The organism is Devosia sp. Leaf420 (assembly GCF_001425445.1).
Classification (GTDB): Bacteria; Pseudomonadota; Alphaproteobacteria; order Rhizobiales; family Devosiaceae; genus Devosia.
Genome location: NZ_LMQU01000010.1, coordinates 214,133 through 231,689, shown reverse-complemented (window position 1 = coordinate 231,689; position 17,557 = coordinate 214,133). Strand labels below are relative to the sequence as shown.

The 17,557-nt window shown below is 61.6% G+C and carries 13 protein-coding genes; 10 read left to right on the top strand and 3 right to left on the bottom strand.

Annotated features, from left to right (window positions below):
* Positions 1–791: 791 nt before the first annotated feature.
* The 7 genes from ASG47_RS08455 to ASG47_RS08425 are packed head-to-tail and all read left to right on the top strand — an operon-like array spanning position 792 to position 10,887.
* The gene (locus ASG47_RS08455; RefSeq protein ID WP_156464030.1) at positions 792–2,096 is read left to right on the top strand and encodes a GTPase-associated system all-helical protein GASH; all 1,305 of its coding nucleotides are present in this window, start codon (positions 792–794) and stop codon (positions 2,094–2,096) included.
* A complete protein-coding gene (locus tag ASG47_RS08450) occupies positions 2,093–3,055 on the top strand; it encodes a TRAFAC clade GTPase domain-containing protein (RefSeq protein ID WP_061908299.1) in 963 nt (320 codons plus the stop codon). Before ASG47_RS08455 ends, ASG47_RS08450 begins: the two co-directional genes overlap by 4 nt.
* Entirely contained in the window at positions 3,052–3,885 is an 834-nt protein-coding gene (locus ASG47_RS08445; protein WP_061908298.1) for a hypothetical protein, read from the top strand. Before ASG47_RS08450 ends, ASG47_RS08445 begins: the two co-directional genes overlap by 4 nt.
* Entirely contained in the window at positions 3,882–6,326 is a 2,445-nt protein-coding gene (locus ASG47_RS08440) for an effector-associated domain EAD1-containing protein (RefSeq protein WP_061908297.1), read from the top strand. The genes ASG47_RS08445 and ASG47_RS08440 overlap by 4 nt, the downstream gene beginning before the upstream one ends.
* Complete coding sequence (locus ASG47_RS08435; protein WP_061908296.1) at positions 6,323–7,399, top strand: caspase family protein; 1,077 nt, start codon at positions 6,323–6,325, stop codon at positions 7,397–7,399. Before ASG47_RS08440 ends, ASG47_RS08435 begins: the two co-directional genes overlap by 4 nt.
* Entirely contained in the window at positions 7,396–9,801 is a 2,406-nt protein-coding gene (locus ASG47_RS08430) for a caspase family protein (RefSeq protein WP_061908295.1), read from the top strand. The genes ASG47_RS08435 and ASG47_RS08430 overlap by 4 nt, the downstream gene beginning before the upstream one ends.
* Positions 9,802–9,804: 3 nt before the next feature.
* Positions 9,805–10,887 (top strand): ComEC/Rec2 family competence protein, encoded by a 1,083-nt coding sequence (locus tag ASG47_RS08425; RefSeq protein ID WP_061908294.1) that lies wholly within the window; start codon positions 9,805–9,807, stop codon positions 10,885–10,887.
* A gap of 562 nt (positions 10,888–11,449) precedes the next feature.
* On the opposite strand, the gene ASG47_RS08415 is transcribed toward ASG47_RS08425, so the two are convergent.
* On the bottom strand, positions 11,450–13,207 hold the full coding sequence (locus ASG47_RS08415) for a DUF6538 domain-containing protein (RefSeq protein ID WP_061908292.1): 1,758 nt from the start codon (positions 13,205–13,207) through the stop codon (positions 11,450–11,452).
* 529 nt (positions 13,208–13,736) lie between these two features.
* Positions 13,737–14,429: a hypothetical protein gene (locus ASG47_RS08410; RefSeq protein WP_061908291.1), complete on the bottom strand. Its 693-nt coding sequence runs from the start codon at positions 14,427–14,429 to the stop codon at positions 13,737–13,739.
* Between ASG47_RS08410 and ASG47_RS08405 the strand changes: the two genes are divergently transcribed.
* Positions 14,387–15,319, top strand: coding sequence for a hypothetical protein (locus tag ASG47_RS08405; RefSeq protein ID WP_156464029.1), 933 nt, complete (start codon positions 14,387–14,389; stop codon positions 15,317–15,319). The two genes, ASG47_RS08410 and ASG47_RS08405, sit on opposite strands and share 43 nt — an antisense overlap.
* 111 nt (positions 15,320–15,430) lie before the next feature.
* Complete coding sequence (locus tag ASG47_RS20235) at positions 15,431–15,688, top strand: type II toxin-antitoxin system prevent-host-death family antitoxin (RefSeq protein ID WP_082511642.1); 258 nt, start codon at positions 15,431–15,433, stop codon at positions 15,686–15,688.
* Positions 15,689–15,849: 161 nt separating this feature from the next.
* Here ASG47_RS20235 and ASG47_RS08400 read toward each other — a convergent pair whose 3' ends face one another.
* Positions 15,850–16,227: an ArsR/SmtB family transcription factor gene (locus ASG47_RS08400; RefSeq protein WP_082511679.1), complete on the bottom strand. Its 378-nt coding sequence runs from the start codon at positions 16,225–16,227 to the stop codon at positions 15,850–15,852.
* A gap of 120 nt (positions 16,228–16,347) precedes the next feature.
* Here ASG47_RS08400 and ASG47_RS08395 point away from each other — a divergent pair, with 120 nt between their 5' ends.
* Positions 16,348–17,526 carry an MFS transporter gene (locus ASG47_RS08395; RefSeq protein ID WP_061908847.1) on the top strand — a complete coding sequence of 393 codons (1,179 nt, stop codon included), beginning with the start codon at positions 16,348–16,350 and terminating at the stop codon, positions 17,524–17,526.
* Positions 17,527–17,557: the final 31 nt, after the last annotated feature.

The window sequence follows — 17,557 nt, the reverse complement described above, 5'->3', positions numbered from 1 at the left end:
CGAATATACTTTGTATGCGGATGAGAACACGATCTCACGTCTGAGCCAAGACGGAGGGGCGCTCAAGCACTGCAGTTTTCGGCGAAACGACCTTGGTTTCGCCGAACTAACAAGGTTCGCAATCACCCCATGATTTCAACTCGGAAGCATCTTGTGCTAGTTTCTAATCGGCTTCGCTGTCTTAGACTGCTTCCAGGTCTCTCAACGTCTTTTCGACTGTAATCCATGGCACGTTGCCAAGGCTGCTAAGTCTGTTTGCAACTGCACAGTCCAAGCATGGACCAGCGGTCATCATACTTTCCGTTAACAGCTGATGCATGTCGTGATAGATGCCACAAATGACCGGGACCGGGCCACCCGCTTCTGGCTTAGCTCTCCGCTGCAGTTTACCGGCGATTTCGGGGATGAACTTGGCACCCGTGTAATTGCGTATCGCTAAGTGCAGGCAACATCATGCGCCCGGCCATGCTGATCGAGCTCGGCTACGCACCTCCTCAAAGGTTCGGGACGCTACTCTAATTACTTCTGAGTTGGATAAAACCCCATGTCCTTGCTGACCAATACCATCGATGTTGGTTAGTAGCCTAATGGCACGATGCGCACTGAAGCATCTAAATAGCCCAAAAAATGGCCTTCCATCATTTCTGCTTCGACTGACTCTTTGCGGAGGATCACCTCACTCTTGAGCGTTGCGAATAGTTCTTGCAGCGCCAGGATTGTGCAACTTCCCGGAGGACGATACCTATTGCGGACGGGCACGGCGGAGTAGATTTCGCAACATGGAGGTTGGTTTGACGCAAGATATCCTGCAGCGTTTCCTTTCGGCCCGGCACTTCGACGTTGGCGGAGACGATGACCGCCTTGCCAGGTTGCGCGAGGCCGCCGGCGACCTGGCCCTCGAGATCAAGTCGTCCCCGCAGCGCGTCGCCTCTCTCACCATGGTAGCCATAGACGCCAAGACACCCGCCGGCGACCCGGTGCTGGTCGAAGTCGGTAAGATCCTTGAAAAGCGTTGGCACAGCTATGCCGGCGCCTTCTCCGACGCCACACTCCCGGTCGTCATGCGCGCTATCGCCCTGGACGCCCTCGACAGGTCATCGGGTTCCGACGCCGTGGCCATGGCGATCTCCGCGACGGCCCGCAACATGCTGCCCTACCTCGGCTCCTTGGCCGACCGTGAACTCTGGAACGAGCTGGTCGAGAATGCCGACCGGCGCCTGGAGGGCCGGGCCCGACGGGAATGGGCGCAACCGTCGGCGGCATCCGCAGGCGACACGGCCTTCGTGCTACCCAAGCCTCCCGAGATAGCCAAAGCCGGTATCAAGCCGGAATGGGCCGTGGAGCGGATGGCCGCGGCGGCCGGGCCCATGGACGCCAAGAACGCCACCCTCACGGACGCCAATCCACATTGGCCCAACCAGGGACAACCCTGGTCGCTGGAGTTCGCGCCCAAGGCCGGTAAGGCGCTAGCGATGGCCGGCGACAGCATCGGCAAGCAGATCGCGGATAGCGTCAATTCCGCGCTGGCCGACCAGAGCGTAGCGTCCGCGCTGGTGGAGCACGTGACCGCTGTCGTCGGGTCGCTGGCACAGACGGCCGGCGGTCTCGAGCGCCGAACGTCCATGCTGTGGTGGAAAGAGGCACTGTACTCGCCCGCGGCGGACATCGGCTACCGCGATATGGAGGTAGGCGAGGCCGCCTGTTGGGCGGCGGTTGATGCCGTCGACATCACGGGCCCCTACGCCCCGAGGATGGCGGAGGCCTTCGTGATGGAAACCGTGAGATCGTTCGCGTCCGACGCTGCATCGCGGCCCCTTCCGCTTCTGGCGCTCGCGGGCGCCTTGTGCGAGGACCAGTCCCCTCGCGCGCAAGCGCTCAGGAGCCGCCTCTCGGAAGTGCAGGGAAGCGGCGGAAGGACCCCGCTGGCATCGCTGGTCGCCGCAGGCCAGACGCTCGACGACCAGACCATAGAGGTACGCCTGGGTCTGCCTCCGGACATGGAGATAGCACCGACGCGCTTCTCGCTATGGATCTTCCGCGATATGCAGGCAGCCCGCGCGACCGCGTCGCGCACCCGGAAGAAGGGCGGCAAATGACGGCCTGTTCCAACGTCCGGTGCGATGCGCCCGTCCTGGGGTGCTACCTCGGCGAGAGGACGCTGGGCGAATGCCCTTTCTGGAAGGAGAGGAAGGAAGCGCCCCCCGAAGCGAAGGGAACGACCGACGGCAAGCAGTCGCTTCTGCCTTGGACGGGCAGCGCGCTCGGCAGCCGTGACCTTACCTTCCTCACGGGGCGCGGCGAGGCCAAGTTGGTCGCGCTGATGGGAGCGCACAATGCCGGCAAGACCACCCTGCTGGCCTCATGGTACCAGCACGTGGGACGCACCGGCCACGTCGACGGACGCGGTTTCTCCGGCAGCTTCACGCTGGAAGGTTGGGAGGCAGTGGCGCATGCATTGCGCTGGGACGGAAGCGTCCCCCGGTTTCCTCCGCATACGCCTGCGGGAGGGGGTCGGGCGCCAGGGATGCTGCATCTCGCCCTGCGGGACGCCAAAGGCGCGTTGGCCGACTACCTCTTCGCCGATTCGCCGGGTGAATGGTTCCAACGCTGGGCAACCGAAAGCGCCGCCACCGATGCCGAGGGCGCGCGATGGCTCGTCGAACGTGCGTCGGTGCTGATCGTCGTTGCCGACTGCGAGGCGCTCTCCGGCCCGGACAGGGGAACCGCGCGGTCGGACCTGAAGTCTCTCCTGCAGCGCACTGCCGACCACCACCGCGGTCGGCCCGTCGCCCTGGTTTGGGCGAAGGCCGACATTCCGGTAACGGCCGCCATAAGGTCCGCTGTCACCGAAACGGCACTGCAGGCCATACCCGACATCGTCCAGTTCCACGCGAGCATAACCGACTTCCAGACGGAAAGCCAACATGTCCATGGGGCGGCCTCAGTCAGGGAGGTTCTCGAATGGGCGCTGCAGCCGATGCAGCGCGGTTTCGAGGTGACCGACGCCAGGATCGAAACGCGCGATCCGTTCTTTAGGTACGGGAGTCTTTCTTGAGGAAGCCAATCCTTCTACTCGGCGAATACGACGTGGGGAAAAGCCACTTCGGAGGTCAGCTGCTAGGCCGCCTCAGGGAAGCCAAGGGCGCTCTGCGGATGACTTCGGCTCCCGCTACCCTGGCGCCTTTTGATGGGGTACTCGTGCGTCTGAACCAAGGAAAGGCGGCAGGACATACAGGCGCGGCCAACTACCGGGAAAGCTTCTGGCAGGTCGCGGATGCAGAAGGGCGCACTATGGACCTCGTGTGGCCGGACTACGGAGGCGAACAAGTCACCTCCTTGCGCAACGACAGGCGCATGTCCCCAGATTGGCGCAAGAGAGTGGAGACGAGTACGGGTTGGGTTGTCATGATCCGGATCCACAACTCGCATGTACCGGACGACATCTTCTCGCGCCCTCTGCACTCCATCGGGGAAAGACCCGCCGCTCCGAAGGGATTTGTCATGTCTGACCAGGCGAAGCTGGTCGACTTCCTCCAATGGCTGGCATTTGTGCGCGGCACCGGGACGTTGGAACGGATCACCGAACCCAGGCTGATCCTACTGCTGTCATGTTGGGACGAACTACCGCAAGACGAGATCGGCAACCGTCCATGGGACGTGCTGCGATTGCGCATGCCCATGGTGGCCGCCTATCTCGAGGCGAATTGGGAACCCGGCGCATTGCACGTGCTGGGACTGTCCGCCCTCGAGCGGGCGTTGTCCGAGGACACGGTGGACGAGGAATACGTGGACCGCGGGCCGGAGTCATTCGGATACATGGTGCAACCGGACGGAACCCGCGACAAGGATCTTACCCTTGCCATCACCCCGCTGCTCAGGGCATGAGGCACGTCTCCGCCGGCCAGGCCGCTTATGGCGAGAAGGGACGCGGTCATGCCCTGCTGGGCTCGAGCCCCGGCGCGGCCATCGCTTCCGAGGTCGTCAACCAGATGGATATCCAGGCCTCGCCCCCCCCCGGGGTGAATTGGCCGGCCTATTGGAGCGGGCTGCCGCTGGAGGACACCTATATCCTGGCCAGGACGGCGCTTGATCCCGATGCGGTACGATCCGGGATGGTCAGGACACGTGCCCTCTTCTTTGCCTTGTCCGATGTCGGGCAAATGGGTAGCCTCGGCGCCGCGATGCGCTTCCTGGTCAACAGCTTCGCGGAGCAAGGGCCTTACGAGGACGTGGCACTCGCGGTCGAGGACCGGGGCGGCAAGCCGCACCGCGGCCTGGCGGAGGCGCTGCTCGCGGCCGGAGACGGGGTCACAGTGTGGGCGTTCCCGCAAGGGTTCGAGGATGCTCTCGACGGGTTGTGGTCCAACCTGTGGCCGGAGGCCCGCCGGGCGCTGTCCTTTCGCTTGGCCTTCTCTCCCCAGGACGTGACGGACCGGACACCGACCATCGTGACGACGCTGCCCTCTCTCGTTCCCCGTTGGGCAGGTTCCAACGTCGTAAGGGAAGCATCCGACGGACCGATCGACGCAGCCACGGCCCTGCTCCTGGGAGAGCCGAGCAGCGTGCCGCTGCGCGAGACGATGTCGGGGTTCGATGCAGGGCTCCCGGACGTCGCGGGACTTTCTAAGATAGTCGCGTTGCATGACGCCATAGCCGGATCGGCCGGACCGGGCGAACTGGTCGGCGCCCTCAGGTTGGTGTGCCATCTTTCCCCGGACCCGGGCGCGGGTGCCGAACAGAAGGAAACGCTGGTGGCGCGTTGCGCGGCTGCCATTCCGGGGGCCGGCGAGACCGACGTGCGCATGGCAAGGAACCTCGACCTCTCGGCGATCGCGGACCCGGCTCCTTTCTGGAGCGCGATACGCCAGTGGGCAGGCAAGGGTCTCTGGAAGTCGAGCGCCAAATCCGTGGAACGCGTGATCGCGGACGCGCTGGATGCGGAGGGACCGGTACGGGAGTGGCGCGAGGCGGTCCTGGCAGGCACAGCCGACTTCCTGAGCTCGTCGGACGGGAACGGCGGTGTGATCTGGGATCTCCTGACCCATGCGCCCGAATTAACGGAGCCGATACTCGCCCGTGCTCCCAACCGGGGCGGCCTGGAGAAGCGCCTGCTCGAGGCGCTCCCCCGCAAGATCACGTCCACAGCCGCCGGGCCGTTGCTGGATGCGGTCGCCGCCGTCGGGTCCATGAGGCTGCACGCGGCGGTCTGCTCGGCCGCCTTCAAGCCGGTCCGGGCGGCATCCGAGCACCTCCTCCGGGCGCCGGACGACGCGGAGGTCGGTACAGCGATGGCCCGCGGCAACGACGAGGACATCGTCGCGGCAGCCCTGGCAAACGCTTCCGACCGGCTGTTCTCAATGGCTGCCGAAGCTTCGGCGACCTCCCCGGGTCTACTCGGTCCATTGGAAATAACGCATCCGGGTTGGCGAAGGATCTGGAGGGAGGCATTGGCCATAAATCCGGCTTGCTGGCAGGGGCCGCGCGACCCCCGATCCGCGATGGACGCGTTGCTGACCGCCTTGGTGGAGAAGGCCTTCGTCGACGAGCCGCTGCTCCTGCTTCTCTCTACCTCGCCGCTCGCCGACGTCCTGGCCCATCCGCGTCGGCCCGAGCTATGGATCGTATTACCCGCGCAGGCATCGCCCAGGATCCTGGCCCGGGCGGCCGACACCTGGGTGACGAATTTTAAGGCCGGATTGGAGCAGGCCCGTCCGGAACCCGAACTAGCCGCCGCGGTGCTGGAACCAGCCCGGGTGGAAACCCTGTTGCGGGAGCTCGAACTCGATCCCGCGCTGGGATGCCAGGCGTTTCATATCTTCGCCGAGCTGACCGAACCGCGCTTCCTGCGCTGGCTCGATCGGGTACTGAACTCGAGCCAGTCTCCTTCGGCCGCCGCCGCGATCGGCCGCCTGGCTGCGGTCCGTTCCTGGAAGGATACCGCCAAGACCCTGGGGGACAGGGTACTGGACGGACGGCGGGACCTGGAGCCGGCGATGGATTTCTGCGTCGACCTGGTGCCCTGGCTGATGCGGTACCGTCTCGGGGGACCGGTAGCGCCGGCAGCCAAGTGGCAGATCTTCGAGGAACTCGGCCTTGACCTATATCCCTACGGACCCGGACAGGACTACCTGTGGGAGCGCGCCGGCGGCAAGGAGGCGGACATTCCCAAGACCTCTACCGGCAGGGAGGCTTGGCACAAGGTGGTGATCGACCTGGCGAACGGGCGCGGCGGGGTTTCCCTCCAGGCACTGGTGCGTGAAATGGCCGAGGACCATCGTTTGAACCCTGCCCTAGCCAAGATGCGCGACGATCGGTTTTTCCGATGAGTAGCACGGTAAGGGGCCGGGCCCTGATTATCGGCATTTCATCCTACGCTTACGTGCGCCCTCTGCCCGCCGCCGTTCGACACGACGCCCTCGACGTCGCCGCCACCCTGCTCGACCCGGACGGGTGCGCCTACCGGAGCGGGAGCGTTACGCTCCTGTTGGACGAGGACGCAACCTTGACCCGCCTGCGCGCCGTCTTCACGGAGCTCCGCGACACCATGGAGCCCGACGAGTCCTTCATATTGTACTTCTCGGGGCATGGACATCGCGCGCCTGCGGAGGGCGACGCCGAGAAAGGTTTCTTGGTGCTGCAGGACTCGCGCACGGAGCACCCGGAGACCACCGCGATGGAGGACGGGGAACTGGTCTCGCACCTCCAGAGCCTGCCTTCGCTCCGTAAGGTGGTCTTCCTCGACGCCTGCCACGCCGGCGCAGTCGGCACGTTCAAGTCGGGCAGTTCGTCGGAGCCGCTTGGCATCAGCGACTCCACCATCGGCAGACTCGGCTCAGGTCGGGGAACGGTATTGCTCACGTCATCGCGGGCGAACGAGCTTTCCATCATACCGCAAGGCTGGCGGAACTCGCTCTTCACCGATAGCCTGCTCAGGGCACTTAGAGGCGAAGCCAAGGATCGCGGGGACGGCACGATGGGCGTATTCGAGGTATTCCAGTTTGTCGCCGAAGACGTGCCCCGACACTGTGCCGAGCAGCATCCCGTGCTCAAGACCGACGGCTTGGAAGGCAACTTCCCCATCGCCATGCGCCGAAGCCGGGAGACGCAAGCCGCACCTGCACCGAAGGCAGGCAGAGCGCAGCACGCCGTCGTATTGGCGGGACTGTACCCGCAAGGGCCCCTGCACTCGCATGTGTGGTCACGGGCCGGAGGCGACGTCTCCAGACTGGACCTGAGCGGGCATGGCGCCGCGCAGTGGTATGCCGCCGTCTCGCTGCTGGAACGGGGAGGAGGCAACATCACCTTGCGACAGCTCTTCGACGAGGTCTCGCGAGAATTCCCGCTGAACCCGGACGTGGCGGCGATACTGGTGGCGTTGGGGCGTAATCAGGGACGATGATGCCGGGATTCGGAAACAACGAGGGACTCGTCTTCCTCGACCCCGTACTCGCCTGTGCCCCCGCTACGCACGTCATGATCGTAGGTGTCGGTTCCTACCTGAGCGAAGTCGTCGCAGACGTCACGTCCCCACCGGTCTCTGCCCGGGCGTTCGCCGACTGGTTTCTTCAAGACGAGAACGGCTTCTGCAATCCGGCGAAACCCTTGGGCAGCGTGGCCATGGCGCTCTCCGAAGCGGGCAACGGACCGTCGACTTTCGCCGGAACGACGGTACCAAGGGCCACTTTCGAGAACGTGAAATCCGCCCTGCAAGCCTGGGTCCGCCGGTGCAACTCCAACAAGGACAACATGATGGTGTTGTTCGTCGCGGCACACGGCGAGAGCCACGGCCGGCGAACCGCGATCCTCCTGGAGGACTTCGGCTTGAACGACATGGATGCAACTGCAGGCATGACCGAGATAGAACAGCTCATCGGTGCTCTCGAGAACGCGATTCCGACGTCCCAGTTGCTACTGTTCGACTGCTGCCGGGGCCCCACGCAGGTGAACCTCCCGTGGGACGGGCCGTTCGGTACGCAGCTGCTGTCGCTTGCACGCAAGGGGGACGACCATGGAGAGGTCAGGCTGCAGTGGGCATTGTGTTCCACCGCCCTCGGCGAGGAAGCCGTCGGGCGCAAAGGCAAGACAACCCTCTTCACGGAATGCCTCCTCGCGGCCATGAAGGGCGTTGCCGGCGATCCGGCCAGCAGCGATTGGCCGGTGAAGCCCGGGGCGCTGCTCGACAGGGTGGCCCAATTGTTGCGCCTGCATGCCCGTCCCGAAGAGACCTTCCAGTCACCCGCGGGCCGCGCGGCCGGGACCTTCGACATCACCTATCCCGGCGACCAGCCGGCCAAGGCGTACATCTCTCTGTATGACAGGGAAACGTGGCCGGAGACGGTGATTTCCGTACGCGACGGGAACGCCACCATAGCGAGTTGGCGAGGCGCACAGGGCGAGCCGGCTTTCACGGTGGTCGACCTCGAGGAAATGCACCCCGTCACGGTATCCGCCGAAAGGTTCGGCAGGCCGTTGGGAAGCAAGGCACTGATGCCCCGTGCTCCCGTAGCCTTCGTGATACTGGGTGCACCCGCTCCTCCGCTGACGGTGCAACAGCTTCCCCCCGAAACTATCTCCGCGGGAGTGACCGCCACCCACGGTGCCGCGGAGATCGAGGTCGCTGTCCGGGGCGGCTCACCCCAGGACGACAGCATAGTACTCTCGATCACCAAGCTCAGCGCACAAGGTGCCGACAGCCTGAGGAAGATTGTGCTGGGTACCGACCGGCCGGAGTCCGTCAGTGTGGAGCCCGGCGCATATGCGGTAGAGTTCGCCTTCCCCGACGGATCCGTCGTGTCCGGCGACGTCATGGCATCCACCCGGAACGTGACTACGTTAACCGCATCCCCTCTCACCAATTTGTCCATCGGCTCGACTTCTCAGGGAGCGTACCTCACGCGCGGGCGCGCAGAACAGTACTATGCTGAAACCAAGAGCATGGCGCCGGAGACGGATGTCGAAGGCCCGGCAGAGGTACGGGTGCGGTACGGAACCCTCTCGTTCGCCGAGGCGATGGATCCTGATGGCAGCTTCGGCGACCAAAACTTGAGTCCTGCACCGGGCGGTTTCGGGTGGCCGGGAGCCTCGCGCTACTTCCACCTAAACCCTCCTCCGGCGTTACAGCCCACATCGGGCCACGGCTCGCGCCCTACTTGGGCGCTCGTGGGACTTGCAGACCATACCGAGATCGCCGCGTTCCCAATGCTCGGCTTCGAGAGTCCGGGCGAACTGTCGGATTGGTCTACCGAGCTTGTCGTCGCGCCTTCGGCAGCGCCCGGACAGTTCTCGTCGCGGCCCGTTGTGTCCTCCAGGCAATGGGCGGGTCTCCTAGGTTTCCTCGCCTCCAGGGACTTCGAACGGGCGGACGAGGTTCTGAACGCGATGATGCGGCACGGGAACGTCATCGAAGCCATACAAGGCAAGCGCAGCAACCCGCTGGCGGCGATCGCCGGCGCACTCGTCGCGGTGGGGGTGGGGCGTGCCGACGAATTCCCCACGCTTTGGTTGGAAAACCTGACGAACTGGTTTCCGGAGCTGCCGGACGGTCCCGTCATACTGGCGCGCCGCCTGCTCATGCAAAAGTCTCCCGACCTCGGAAGGGTGCGCGAGCTGCTGGAGGAAGGGTACCAGAGGGGTGTACCGATGTTCTCCCTATCCTGCGATTGGCTGGCCAGGGGGCTACAAGCGGTCGGAGCAGCCGATGAGACCGAGATTTCGACAGCGGCACGCCTGCTGGTCGGAAGCATCGATGCTCGGCAGGTTTTCACCGTCGTGCGCCCTAGGCGCCCCAGGCGTGACAGGTGACGCATGTTCAAGCTGAGGATGAATGCTGCCTCGGAGGGTGATGCGCTGGTGCTGACCTGGGGCACGGGCGCAGACCTGCACAACGCAGTCGTCGACCTCGGTCGCAAGAAGGACTACCAGGGCGGCAGAGCGAAATACGAGGCATTGGGGAACGTGGAACTCCTAGTGGTGAGCCATGTCGATGCCGATCACATAGAAGGCGCGATCCCCCTATGCAAACAGCCCGCGCCGCCTTTCGAACCTGGTGATGTTTGGTACAACGGCCATCACCATCTCGTCGGGGCCAGCGAGCGGATGGTCGACCGGACCGGGCGTGAAACGCTCGGCGCCCTCCAGGGCGAGAAGTTGTCGTTCGCGATCGGGCGCTTCGGATGGCCATGGAACACGGCATTCCGCAGCCGGATAGCTTCTACCGGAAGCAAGGAGGCTTCCGGGGTAGGGCTTGCCGGAGGCCTCGTCATCAAGCTTCTTTCGCCCGACGACTCTGCGTTGGCCGCATTGATCCCGCGCTGGGAAGCGGAACTGGCAAGGGCGGGCTTGCGCCCCTTGGATCCTGACGAGGGCGCCGCAGAGCCGGGAAGCGACCGGGAGATCCTCTCCACGCTGAACGTCGAGGCACTGGCGGCACGTCCATACAGGGAAGACAAGGCCACCCCGAACGGCAGCAGCATAGCGTTTCTCGCCGAGTACGACGGGAAGCGCGTGCTGCTCGCGGCCGACGCCCACCCCAGGATCGTGTGCGCGTCGCTCCGCGCCATGGGGTACAACGAGGGAAACCGGTGCAAGCTCGACTGCTACAAGGTATCGCACCATGGCAGTAGGGCCAACACCTCGCCGGAAATGCTGCGTCTCCTCGACTGCACAACATTCGCTATCTCGACGGACGGCACCCGACACGGGCACCCCGACCCGGAACTCGTCGCCCGTATACTGGTGGCCGATCCGAAGCGGCACAAGAAAATATTCTTCAATTTCAGGCAGCCGAACACCGAGGTCTGGGACCGACGGGACCTCATGGACCGTTACAACTATTCCTGCGTCTTCCCGGATGGAGACTCCGGTGGAATAAATATCCCGCTCGATTGAGGACCTTCTCTTGGCCATAGCCATACAACCCCGCAACGTAGAGCTAGTGCCGGCAGCCGCGCGAGTGCATCGCTCGGGCGGAAGGGTTGGAACACACATGAGACTTCCGCACTGTCCGGACCGACGGATGTGGACCCGGGTTCTCGACTCTTTATCCTGGAAGCGGCCTAGCCACCAACGACCCTAAAGGAGCCAATCGTCGGCGCGCACGCCAAATGGCTGCTTCGAAAATCACCGTCACCGATAGCCGCCGGTCCGCTACCGGCCCCAGAAGCGTCGTCGCCACCATCATGCCCTTGATAGCTGCTTTCCTGCGTGCGGCGGCGAAAGCCGACTGTCCGCTACCTGACCCAATTGTTCACATGCAGGGTGGTGGGTGCGGATCTAGAGCATCGCAAGCACTCGAGATCTTGGATCAGTCCTTCAAGTTCGGCACCTCACCCAAGTGGAAATTGATCAACCGCGCCCCGCAGGAGATGAAACAAACTCCGATGGTCGAGATCGCATATCCCGTTTTCTGTCCGGCCGCAGCTCTCCGCACCATTGCGCTAGGTGCGTGCAGTTAGGCATCAATCCATTTCAAGGAATTCGATGTTTCAGGATCAATAGACAACTCTGATCTAACGATTGGCTGCCGACCCCATTCGACCTCATAGATCTGTTTTGTCAGTGCAAGCGTTGCCAGACGACTTGCATTCATCAGTTCGCGACCGTCAAACCCGAAAGGAGGGATCAGGGATACGGCAGCCAAGCTCACATCCGGCCAGACTCTTCCATACTCACGACCTTCGGCTGCCTGGGCGTGACCATCAATCCCATCCAAGACTTCTGCCTGCACTTTCATTTTCAATTCACTGCGGAAACGGTGCCGCCACGCGTGGTTTGGTGAAATCCTCGGATCGGTAATCTTCAGATCGCGGCGGATCCAAGCGGCGAGGCGTTCACCCACCTTGGCGCTCTGTGGGTTAGCGCTTGATCCATTTCTTGCATTCTTGGGATCGAAGAAGAGCGTTTGGGTTGGCGAGGCCTCTACGAAGTCAAGAAAGCCTTGCTCGATCAGATGAGGGTGAATGGCGACTTCGCGCTCCTCATGATCTTTGACGCGGCCAGCTTCAGGCGTGATGAGGATTACCCAAATTTTGCGAGTTTGGTCTCTGGAGGAGCTCTCATAGATGTCTGCTTGCCGAAGTTGGGTGATCTCGCCCACACGGGCACCGGTGTAGGCACATAGCCATGGGACCCAACGTTTCGCTGCCGCGAACTGAGCGCTGGTCCGATCGCTTACGGGCTCTAGGGTGGCTGCCAGGATTTGCCGAGCTTCGTGAAGATGGTATTCTCGCATCTTCTGCTTGGCTATCGGTCGACCATCTTCACCACGCAGCTTGCGGACCTTCGGTACATGCAGCCCAACAAAAGGATTTTCTTTCAGTCGTTTCGTGGCCACTGCCCAAGCAAAGAAACTTTTTGGGTGGGCGAGGTCTGCCTTTCGAACGGTCGCGTGCGAGACTTCGGTCAGACGGTGCTCCATCCAGCCAATGGCATCCATTTCTGTTACACGACCCGGTATGTCATGACCTAAGAATTTGAAGAATGCAGATAGCACTCCCTGCTGCCGCTTTTGAGAAGACGGTTCTGGAAGCTTGTTGTCACAGTAGTCTGGGTACCAGCTTTTCCAGCCGACAAACGCTACGGGGCGTGGGAACCGATCAGCCATGGGATCTGGCGACCAGTCGCCGGACGCCCGCCTAGCAAGTACCTTATAGGCCTGTGCCATCGCTTTCGCCGCTTCGCAACAAATCCGCCGACGGTCATCGAGAGAAACGCTGATCTGCTTTGTCACCAGTAGTGCCTCTACCATCGAGCCGAATTGGATGATTGCCATTTGGGGCCAGCCGAATACGCTACCGAAGGGTATATGTTTGTTGGGATCGAGGCGGTCCTGCCGTGGCAAGGCGGATTGAATACCAACGAGTTTTCTCTCCCAATCCGAAGCCTTGCCAGGGTCGTGTTCGTGCAATGCCAGGATGGCGCGGTAAAGCTCGCCACTCAATGATACGGCATCGCTGAGACTGATAGAGAAGACCGGCCGATTTGCATTCGGAGACGAAACCTTTGCGATGGATTCGAAGTCTCGCCATTGCTTGTCGACTTCGTCGGCAACTTTCTTGTGTCGCTTGGCCGCTAGGGCCTCATCATTGGTCCTAAGGGATATTTGTATCATCGACTTGCCGAACAAATTGCGAAGTCGATCTGGGACTGCCTTGCGGTAATAGAACACGCCGTTCTCGGGTCGGCGCCAGAGCCTGGTTTGCGGCTTCATCGATGTCTCTCAACTAAATCACGCAGCAAAACGCGCGTTTATTTCAGTCTGGACTAAATTCTCTGACAATCTTCAATACTGAGTTAAGTCCCCGCGTGGCCAATCAAAAACTGATGCCTGCTCAATCCTCTACTTAGCATTCAGTTAAAGCCGTTACGCAAAAGCCTGCTGGCTAAGCGCTCCGGGCGCGCAAGACCGTGTCTTGCTATCAGCTCTTCCGAATAGATTGCGCGTTGCTTCCACCAAGCCTTTTGGATGAGTAAGCGGCGATATCGGTTTCTGTCAGCAGCTCGTCTAAATCGGTCTGTGGTGCTTTGCTCGAAGCAGAACCGACGGTGAGTCCCACCGTCCATCGCGACCCAGGCAATTCGATCTCCTTGCGGACCGCTAGGATCAGCTTTCCCACGAATGCTGGCTGTCCACTGCAGTTGGACGGACTGGATGATCGCGAATTCATCGCCGCCGAGCCTGCCACCTTCTGGCTTCAATCATGTCGCTGCAATACGACAGGGCCTGATATCGTACCGTTTCAGGCTCTCCAAGCGGCCAGAACAGCCATGATAACTCTTACCCCCACCGCACCGAAACCGATCGCGTAGGCTATCAACGAGAAGATCATCATAAGTCGCCGCATAGTCGCAAGTGCATTGTAAATCACAGATGGCCGTCGAAGATGGCGAGACCAATACGCCCGTGAGAACTCAATGACTTCCTCGGGGCAGGACAGGCTTTGGAGCAACGCGCCTATGAAGATCGCCGAGAAGGATAAAATCAGGTTCTTCAGCTCCAAGACCGCGGCATTCATGACGCTGGTATCGAGAAGAGCGCAGACGTCCAGAGAACGGCCGGTGACATCCATCCTCGCCAGGCTGTTCAGGCACTGCCGGACCACTTGGTCGACGCGACCATTCATGTCACCGGCAACGATAATCAGCGCGGACATCACTGCAATGAGAGCGAGCGACACCTGGAGGAAAGGCAACCGCGCGAGCACTCTTACGGTAGCCCAAGTTACTGTCGGCAGGGCAACCCCTTGCCGCGATGATGACGAGGCCGTCAAAGTGATTTCCGCATCTGGCTCGGTGTTTGAGCGGAGCAGATTAGTTAGATCGCGTGAGGGGAAGCGGAAGCCGACGGCTTTTCGTGCAAGCCCGAACGCGCCGACCGGAGTTAAATGGGGTGACTTCTTCAACACCTGAATGGCTTGATTTCTGCGCAACATTGCCCGCACCGGATCGTGGTCGGGTCTGGGAACTCGATGAGGTCCGGACCATCATGCACGTGCCAGAGGCTCAAAGGGCGATCGAAGACGGAATGATATCGTCGCGATTAGTCTATGATGAGAGCAAGCTGAATACCCATAGATTGCCGGTGGTTTGGACGTCGGCTAACACCTGGTCCGAAGGGTCGTTCTACGGCACCGTCGAATTCGTTTTCCCGTGGAAAGACCTAGTGGCTGGCAAGGTCTTTTACTGGGTCGAAGTCATTCATAAGTACAGCCCCCCAGCGTACAGAATACTTGTGGTTCCGCCCGGAAGCCCCGTGCCCGGAAAGGTTGTTCAGCATTACGATCCGCGGACCGACCATGGGCCTATTCGGCTTGATGGGGCGACATGGTATTGGAATGCCGCCGCCACCTCGGAAGTAATGTTCGCCGAAGACCTTTCGCTCGATCGCTTGAGCAAGATTGGCTTCATCAACCACCACCACACGATATGCCGTTACGGCTCTTCTTCGTGCACGGAACGAAAGCTTGGATCTTTCAAGGCTGGAGGGCGGGTGCTGGCCCACATCCTCGCCAAGGGCCTCCACAGTGTGGACGAGTATCTGAGCCCCGAGCGCAACCACGGGCTAGGGATGAACTTTGATCTAAATCACGGTGTTAGCGGCTTCTGGTTCGCGCTTACAAAGGAAGCTGACAGGATCGGAACAATGACCGACCCTGCGGCAGCCGTAATAGTGATGCGCGGCGCGCTCGCCCTGTTTGCGATGGGCCGAACGGATGATGCCATCGCCATCTCGGGCTCGATCGCAAAAAAACGCGACCGGGAAGCTGCATTGAAGCGCATCGTATCAAACCACTTCGGTGTCAAGGACTTGGTTCCTGCGTGATCACGCGTCGTCGACTAAATATTTCAAATGCATGACTACAACGCATTTTAGTTAATTAACGCATTTTACGTGGAAACTGTTTAGTAGGTAATTCACGTTAGGTTTGCGGGCATGAAGGAATTCTCGTTGTCTGACCTCAATCGCCGTTCGGGAGAAATCGCTGATGCGGCGCTCGCAGGACCAGTGGTTTTGACCAAGCATGGTCGTCGGCACTTGGTTCTTCTCTCAGCGGACCAATTCGACGCCTTGCGTGGCGCCGAGACCGAGGTAAGGGAAGAAGACACACAGGAGCCCCGGCCATCGGCATCGCCGAGGCCTTCAAAGTCGAAGTTCAGTTATCTACGCTCGGTCGAGACCGAGGAATATTGAATACTTCCCAGGTGTACGTGCCTGTGGTACATCGAGAACAACATCGCGGCCAAAAAGCCCTTTGTTTTCAAGCGCTCTAGCGCTTTCGGGGAGAGTCCCTCTCTCTCCGCCAGTTTCCTTCCCACACTTTTGCAATTGCGACCCTGAAGTCGGCTCTACGCTTATGATGTGCCGACCTCGGCTAGCTGTGCGTTCGTCAGGACGTTGCCATCGCGGCAGGCGAAGGGCAGGTGGCGTGTCGTGGCGATGATCGTATCGAGAAAGCCCGGGAAACGCGCGTCGAGATCCACGCGGCGCAGGGTCACGAAGCGTTTGGTGCCTTCGGGGCGCACATGGACCACGCCGGCCTCGCGCAATTTGGCGAGGTGGTAGCTCAGCGAAGTCTTCGAGCCGAGATCGAGAAACTGCCCGCAGGTCATGGCATTTTCTTCGTTGCGCGCGAGATGGCCAATGATAGCGAGCCGTGTTTCGTCACCCAGGGCGGTCAGCACATTGGCCAAGGTGATATGTTCGGTGTCGGGGTGCGGAAGGAAGGTCATGCCAGACACGTAGCCCATCCTCGAACCGTTTTCAATGTTCAAGAACTTTTGAACTATTGCTTGACAGGTCTGGTAACAGAGGTCCAAAGGTTCAATGAATTTTGAACTATGGGTTTCATCATGGATATCCGTTTGATCTGGCTTGCCGTCGGCACCTTTGCCATCGGAGCAGAAAGTTTTGGCATTGCCAGCCTCTTGCCGCAGATCGCCGAGTCAACGGGCGTGTCGCTGACGCAGGCAGGCTATCTCGTGCTGGTCTTTGCCCTCGCCAATGCGTTTGGTGCGCCGGTGCTCGCAGCGCTGACGGGGACGGTCGATCGGCGCCGTACGCTGACGGCGGCCGCGCTGGTCTTTTCTGCGTCCGCCTTGGGTGCCGCGCTCTCGCACGGATACTTTGACCTGATGGCGGCGCGGGTCCTCATGGCCTTCTCGGCCGGGCTTTACAGCGCCACAGCGCAAGCGACCGGGGTCGCCATCGTATCGCCCGATCATCGCGCGCGTGCCATTTCAGTCATCGTGGGGGGTACGACCATGGCCGTGGCTTTCGGCGCGCCGCTCGGCGCTTTTGTTGGCGGCGCGCTCGGGTGGCGCGGTGCGTATTTCATGGTGGCGGGCTTTGGGATCGTGGCGGCCCTCGCCCTATGGGTTATGCTGCCCGCGGGCCTTCGTGGTGCGCCGCTGTCGCTGCGGCAGCGGGTCGGCGCTATTGCCTTGCCCGGGGTTCCCCCGGCTCTTCTGACCACCTGGCTGACCATGACCGGGGCCTTCGTTATCATCATCTACCTCGCCTCGATCACGACCCAGAGCGTGGGACTGCCGAAGAGTCTGGTGCCTGCAGTCTTGCTGACATTCGGCATCGGCGCGGCGATCGGCAATTTTATCGGCGGGCAGTTGGCAGATCGCCTTGGGCCAAACCGGACCATCTTGGGCACCGTCATCCTGATGGTGGTGCTGCAACTCGCCATTTCCGAGGTGCCCTTACTCCCAACCACGGTTGCGGGACCGGTGTTCTTTGGCGTCGTGTTCCTGTGGGGCGTTGCAGGCTGGGGGTTTTTCCCGCCGCAGTCGAGCCATTTGCTCAGCCTGTCGCCAGCCAGTGCGCCACTCGTGCTCTCGCTCAATGCGTCGGCGCTTTATCTGGGCATTGCCGGAGGGTCGTTGATTGGTGGATTGGTGCTGCAGTTCGGTACGGTCAATGATCTGGGTTGGGTTGGCGCCCTATTTCCCGCTGTGGCGCTGGCACTGTTCGCTTTGCGGGCGCAGATGCGCCCTCGCCCGGCATTCAGCCGATTTGGCTAGTCTCACGATAGACGGACGGCTTGGATGATCG

Bases quoted from the DNA above. Each gene is read 5' to 3' on its own strand.
- ASG47_RS08450 (WP_061908299.1), top strand. From the start codon at position 2,093: ATGACGGCCTGTTCCAACGTCCGGTGCGATGCGCCCGTCCTGGGGTGC.
- ASG47_RS08440 (WP_061908297.1), top strand. From the start codon at position 3,882: ATGAGGCACGTCTCCGCCGGCCAGGCCGCTTATGGCGAGAAGGGACGC.
- ASG47_RS08435 (WP_061908296.1), top strand. From the start codon at position 6,323: ATGAGTAGCACGGTAAGGGGCCGGGCCCTGATTATCGGCATTTCATCC.
- ASG47_RS08430 (WP_061908295.1), top strand. From the start codon at position 7,396: ATGATGCCGGGATTCGGAAACAACGAGGGACTCGTCTTCCTCGACCCC.
- ASG47_RS08425 (WP_061908294.1), top strand. From the start codon at position 9,805: ATGTTCAAGCTGAGGATGAATGCTGCCTCGGAGGGTGATGCGCTGGTG.
- ASG47_RS08415 (WP_061908292.1), bottom strand. From the start codon at position 13,207: ATGAAGCCGCAAACCAGGCTCTGGCGCCGACCCGAGAACGGCGTGTTC.
- ASG47_RS08410 (WP_061908291.1), bottom strand. From the start codon at position 14,429: ATGTTGCGCAGAAATCAAGCCATTCAGGTGTTGAAGAAGTCACCCCAT.
- ASG47_RS20235 (WP_082511642.1), top strand. From the start codon at position 15,431: ATGAAGGAATTCTCGTTGTCTGACCTCAATCGCCGTTCGGGAGAAATC.
- ASG47_RS08400 (WP_082511679.1), bottom strand. From the start codon at position 16,227: ATGACCTTCCTTCCGCACCCCGACACCGAACATATCACCTTGGCCAAT.
- ASG47_RS08395 (WP_061908847.1), top strand. From the start codon at position 16,348: ATGGATATCCGTTTGATCTGGCTTGCCGTCGGCACCTTTGCCATCGGA.